Source organism: Collinsella aerofaciens (assembly GCF_015552075.1).
In the GTDB taxonomy this organism is placed as follows: domain Bacteria; phylum Actinomycetota; class Coriobacteriia; order Coriobacteriales; family Coriobacteriaceae; genus Collinsella; species Collinsella aerofaciens_Y.
This window is the reverse complement of record NZ_JADNDZ010000010.1, coordinates 1-5,347: the sequence shown is the minus strand read 5'-3', so window position 1 is coordinate 5,347 and position 5,347 is coordinate 1. Positions and strand designations below refer to the sequence as shown.

Below are 5,347 nucleotides of genomic sequence, written 5' to 3'. Positions count from 1 at the left end.
ACGGCTCGGTGCCGTCCACCGGTCAGCGGCGCCCTGGCCTCCCACGGGCTGACCCCGCAGTACTCTCGGCGCGATGGGGCTTAGCTTCCGGGTTCGGAACGGGACCGGGCGTGCCCCCCATGCTCTGGCCGCTGACCGGTGGGCGGCGCCCACCGTATCTTCGGTGTCCGGTGTCTCTCTCACGTGCCCTGGGGGCCGCATGGCGTATAGGAGGAGTCGACTCGGGGGCATCCTCGTGCCCGGACCGCGCTTCAGAGCGCATGTCCCGCGGGCCGCGAGGTGCGGTTCCGGAAGAGCTCGGGCGATTAGTGCGGCTCGGCTGAGGACGTCGCCGTCCTTGCACCTGCCGTCTATCGACCAGGTAGTCTACCTGGGCCCTTACCGGAAGGAGAACTAATCCCTGGAACGGCTTCCCGCTTAGATGCCTTCAGCGGTTATCCGCGCCGCACGCGGCTACCCGGCCGTGCCGTTGGTCGACAACCGGTTCACCGGAGGTGCGTCCACCCCGGTCCTCTCGTACTGGGGGCAGCCTCCATCGATTCTCCTGCGCCCACGGAGGATAGGGACCGAACTGTCTCACGACGTTCTGAACCCAGCTCGCGTACCGCTTTAAACGGCGAACAGCCGTACCCTTGGGACCTGCTCCAGCCCCAGGATGCGATGAGCCGACATCGAGGTGCCAAACCTTGCCGTCGATGTGGACTCTTGGGCAAGATCAGCCTGTTATCCCCGGAGTACCTTTTATCCGTTGAGCGACGGCCCACCCACTCGGGGCCGCCGGATCACTAGAGCCTGCTTTCGCACCTGCTCGGCTTGTGGGCCTCGCAGTCAAGCCCGCTTGTACTCTTGCATTCAAAAGGACGGTTGCCGACCGTCCCGAGCGGACCTTCGCGCGCCTCCGTTACCCTTTAGGAGGCGACCGCCCCAGTCAAACTGCCCGCCTGGCACGGTCCCCGAGCCGGTCGACGGCCTCGGGTTAGGACGCCGGTCGCGCGAGGGCAGTATTCCAAGGGCGGCTCCCCGGGGGCTGGCGCCTCCGGATCGATGCCTCCTGCCTATCCTCTACACGCGGGACCAGCGGCCAATGCCAAGCTGCAGTGAAGGTTCACGGGGTCTTTCCGTCCTTCCGCGGGTAAGTCGCATCTTCACGACCAGTGCAATTTCACCGGGTCCATGGTCGAGACAGCGCCCAAGTCGTTGCGCCTTTCGTGCAGGTCGGAACTTACCCGACAAGGAATTTCGCTACCTTAGGACCGTTATAGTTACGGCCGCCGTTTACCGGGGCTTGGCTTCGGGGCTTCGCGCGATGCGCTAACTCCTCCGCGTGACCTTCCGGCACCGGGCAGGCGTCAGACCCTATACGTCGCCTTGCGGCTTCTGCAGAGTCCTGTGTTTTTGGTAAACAGTCGCTTGGGCCTCTCCACTGCGGCCCGCCTCCGCTCCCCGGGCGAGCCGGTTCACGTACGCGCGGGCACCCCTTCTCCCGAAGTTACGGGGCCATTGTGCCGAGTTCCTTGACCATGGTTGACCCGATCGCCTCGGTATGTTCTACCCACCCACCTGTGTCGGTTTGCGGTACGGGCGCGCACGCGCCTGCCTAGGGGTTTTTCTAGGGACCTCGGGCTCACTCGCTTCGCTCAGTCGCTTCGTCCGGAGCCTCGCCCTTCTGCGGACCGGATTTCCCTGGTCCGCGGGCCGCGCTCCATCACGGGGACGTCCAGAACCCCGCCGAGCCACCCCCATCCGTCGCCCCGTCGGTCGTAGCGCCGCGTGCGCGGTGCAGGAATGTCTGCCTGCTGCGCGTCGGCTACGCCTACCGGCCTCGCCTTAGCCCCCGACTGACCCTGGGAGGATTAGCCTTGCCCAGGAAACCTCGGGTTCACGGCGGACGAGTTACTCTCTCGTCTCTCGCTACTCATGCCAGCATTCTCACTCCCATGCGCTCCACCGCCGGTCGCCCGGCGGCTTCTCCGCCCATGGGAAGCTCCCCTACCGATTCTACTTAGGTAAAATCCCGCCGCTTCGGTGTCCAGCTTAGCCCCGTGTATTGTCGGCGCATGTCCACTCGACCAGTGAGCTGTTACGCACTCTTTGAATGCATGGCTGCTTCTAAGCCAACATCCTGGTTGTCTGGGCGGACGCACATCCTTTGCCACTCGGCTGGAACTTGGGGACCTTAGCGGGCGGTCCGGGCTGTTTCCCTCTCGAGCACACAGCTTAGCCCACATGCTCTGACTGCCGCGCTCTGGGCCGCCGGCATTCGGAGTTCGGTTGGATTCGGTAGGCGGCGAAGCCCCCTCGTCCATCCGGTGCTCTACCTCCGGCGGTGAACGCGCGACGCTAGCCCTAAAGCTATTTCGGGGAGAACGAGATATCTCCGGGTTTGATTGGCCTTTCACCCCTATCCGCAGGTCATCGCCGCCGTTTTCAACCGACGTGCGTTCGGCCCTCCACGGGGTCTTACCCCCGCTTCAGCCTGCCCACGGATAGCTCACCCGGCTTCGCGTCCGCGGCGCGGGACTCAAGTCGCCCTGTTAAGGCTCGCTTTCGCTCCGGCTCCCTTTCGGTTAACCTCGCCCCGCGCCAGCGACTCGCTGGCTCATTCTACAAAAGGCACGCCGTCACACCATAAAGGTGCTCCGACTGCTCGTGGGCGCACGGTTTCAGGTACTGTTTCACTCCCCTCCCGGGGTGCTTTTCACCTTTCCCTCACGGTACTGGTGCGCTATCGGTCACAGGGTAGTACTCAGGCTTGGATGGTGGTCCACCCAGGTTCGGACCGGGTTTCACGTGCCCGGCCCTACTCAGGGACCGCGTCGCGCCGTCCGGTCTGGGTTCGCGTACGGGGCTGTCACCCGCTGCGGCCGGCCCTCCCATGCCGTTCCGCTCCCCAGCCGGACCTGCGCCCGGGGGCGGCAGCCCCCGGATGCGCGGCCCTGCAACCCCGTCGGCGGAACCCCTGCCGGGTATGCCCGCTCGACGGTTTGGCCATCGGTCCCCTTTCGCTCGCCGCTACTCGGGGAGTCTCGAGATTGATTTCCTCTCCTCCGGGTACTTAGATGTTTCAGTTCCCCGGGTTGTCCTCCCCCCGCCTATGTGTTCAGCGGGGGGATATGCACACTGCTGTGCATGGGTTCGCCCATTCGGAGACCCCCGGGTCGAAGGATGTGTGCTCCTCGCCGGGGATTATCGCAGCTTGCCGCGTCCTTCATCGGCTCCCTGTGCCAAGGCATCCGCCGTGCGCCCGTGGTATCTTGCGGGACCGCATCGGGCCCGCGGGATATCCACGTGTCGCTAATTAAGTTAATTAATCGATATCATGAATAGCGCTCGTATGTCGCAATTCGGGTATCTCATACCGCGGCACAGCAGTTGTACTGTGCTCGCGATCAGATGCTCCTCACTCATTAATAAGTGAATTCTTCTTGTTTGGATCGGATGAATGATTGCTATCATTCTGTCTTTAAATCGCAGAAAAGAATCGAGTCTGGAAGAGGATACTCTTCCATCTCTCTCCTATCGCTATGCGGCTCTCAAGGTACGCGGGTGCGACCCCGGGGACCGGGTGCTGCGGGGACTTATCCTGGCGGACATCTACCGGACGGGCTCCTGCCCTCTATTCGAGTTAAGTTGATCTCTCTAGAAGATTTATCTCCCTAGAAAGGAGGTGATCCAGCCGCACCTTCCGGTACGGCTACCTTGTTACGACTTCACCCCCCTCACCCTCCACACCTTCGGCGCCTCCCCCCCTTGCGGTTGGGCCGGCGACTTCGGGTGCAGACGACTCGGGTGGTGTGACGGGCGGTGTGTACAAGGCCCGGGAACGCATTCACCGCGGCATGCTGATCCGCGATTACTAGCAACTCCGACTTCATGGGGGCGGGTTGCAGCCCCCAATCCGAACTGGGGCCGGCTTTCCGGGATCCGCTCCCCCTCGCGGGGTGGCATCCCTCTGTACCGGCCATTGTAGCACGTGTGCAGCCCAGGGCATAAGGGGCATGATGACTTGACGTCGTCCCCGCCCTCCTCCGCCTTGACGGCGGCGGTCCCGCGTGGGTTCCCGGCATCACCCGATGGCAACACGCGGCGGGGGTTGCGCTCGTTGCGGGACTTAACCCAACATCTCACGACACGAGCTGACGACAGCCATGCACCACCTGTATGGGCTCCTCTCGGCCACGGGGTCTCCCCCGCTTCACCCATATGTCAAGCCCTGGTAAGGTTCTTCGCGTTGCTTCGAATTAAGCCACATGCTCCGCTGCTTGTGCGGGCCCCCGTCAATTCCTTTGAGTTTTAGCCTTGCGGCCGTACTCCCCAGGCGGGACGCTTAATGCGTTGGCTGCGGCACGGGGGGATCGTCCCCCCACACCTAGCGTCCATCGTTTACGGCTGGGACTACCAGGGTATCTAATCCTGTTCGCTCCCCCAGCTTTCGCGCCTCAGCGTCGGTCTCGGCCCAGAGGGCCGCCTTCGCCACCGGTGTTCCACCCGATATCTGCGCATTCCACCGCTACACCGGGTGTTCCACCCTCCCCTACCGGACCCAAGCCGCGGAGGTTCCGGGGGCTTCGGGGGGTTGAGCCCCCCGCTTCGACCCCCGGCCTGCCGGGCCGCCTACGCGCGCTTTACGCCCAATGAATCCGGATAACGCTCGCCCCCTACGTATTACCGCGGCTGCTGGCACGTAGTTAGCCGGGGCTTCTTCTGCAGGTACAGTCTTGACTCTTCCCTGCTGAAAGCGGTTTACGACCCGAAGGCCTCCGTCCCGCACGCGGCGTCGCTGCGTCAGGGTTCCCCCCATTGCGCAAGATTCCCCACTGCTGCCTCCCGTAGGAGTCTGGGCCGTGTCTCAGTCCCAATCTGGCCGGTCGGTCTCTCAACCCGGCTACCCGTTGTCGGCACGGTGGGCCGTCACCCCGCCGTCTACCTGATGGGCCGCGGAGCCATCCCCTCCCGTCGGGGCTTTAGCCGGGGTGCCATGCGGCACCCCGGGGTATCCGGTATTACCCGTCCTTTCGGGCGGCTATCCCGGGGGAGGGGGCAGGTTCTCCACGTGTTACTCAGCCGTTCGCCACTCGCTTCCACCCGGAGGTGGGTGCCGTTCGACTTGCATGTGTTAGGCGCGCCGCCAGCGTTCATCCTGAGCCAGGATCGAACTCTCCGTCCAAAATATTTGGGCTTCGAGCCCGTCCGGTCCTCACAACTATTAGCTGATCGGTTCCGTTCGATTCATATGGTTCTAGTATAGGAAAAGGAATTTCTCGGGGCCGCCTCTCGGCGGCCTTGCGAAAAACAAATCCAAGTTAGACCATTTCAAATGGTTCGATGTCTGCCCGGATGCGACACA

General features: G+C 63.5%; 3 rRNA genes. All 3 read right to left on the bottom strand.

What is annotated here, in order from left to right:
* Positions 1-20: 20 nt before the first annotated feature.
* The 3 genes from rrf to I2D41_RS00775 all read right to left on the bottom strand — a co-directional run bounded on the left by rrf (position 21) and on the right by I2D41_RS00775 (position 5,167).
* A 5S ribosomal RNA gene (rrf, locus tag I2D41_RS00785) occupies positions 21-136 on the bottom strand.
* A 149-nt stretch (positions 137-285) separates the two neighbouring features.
* Positions 286-3,260, bottom strand: a 23S ribosomal RNA gene (locus tag I2D41_RS00780).
* A 400-nt stretch (positions 3,261-3,660) separates the two neighbouring features.
* Positions 3,661-5,167, bottom strand: a 16S ribosomal RNA gene (locus tag I2D41_RS00775).
* Together the 16S, 23S and 5S rRNA genes form the textbook arrangement of a ribosomal RNA operon.
* Between the last annotated feature and the right edge of the window lie 180 nt (positions 5,168-5,347).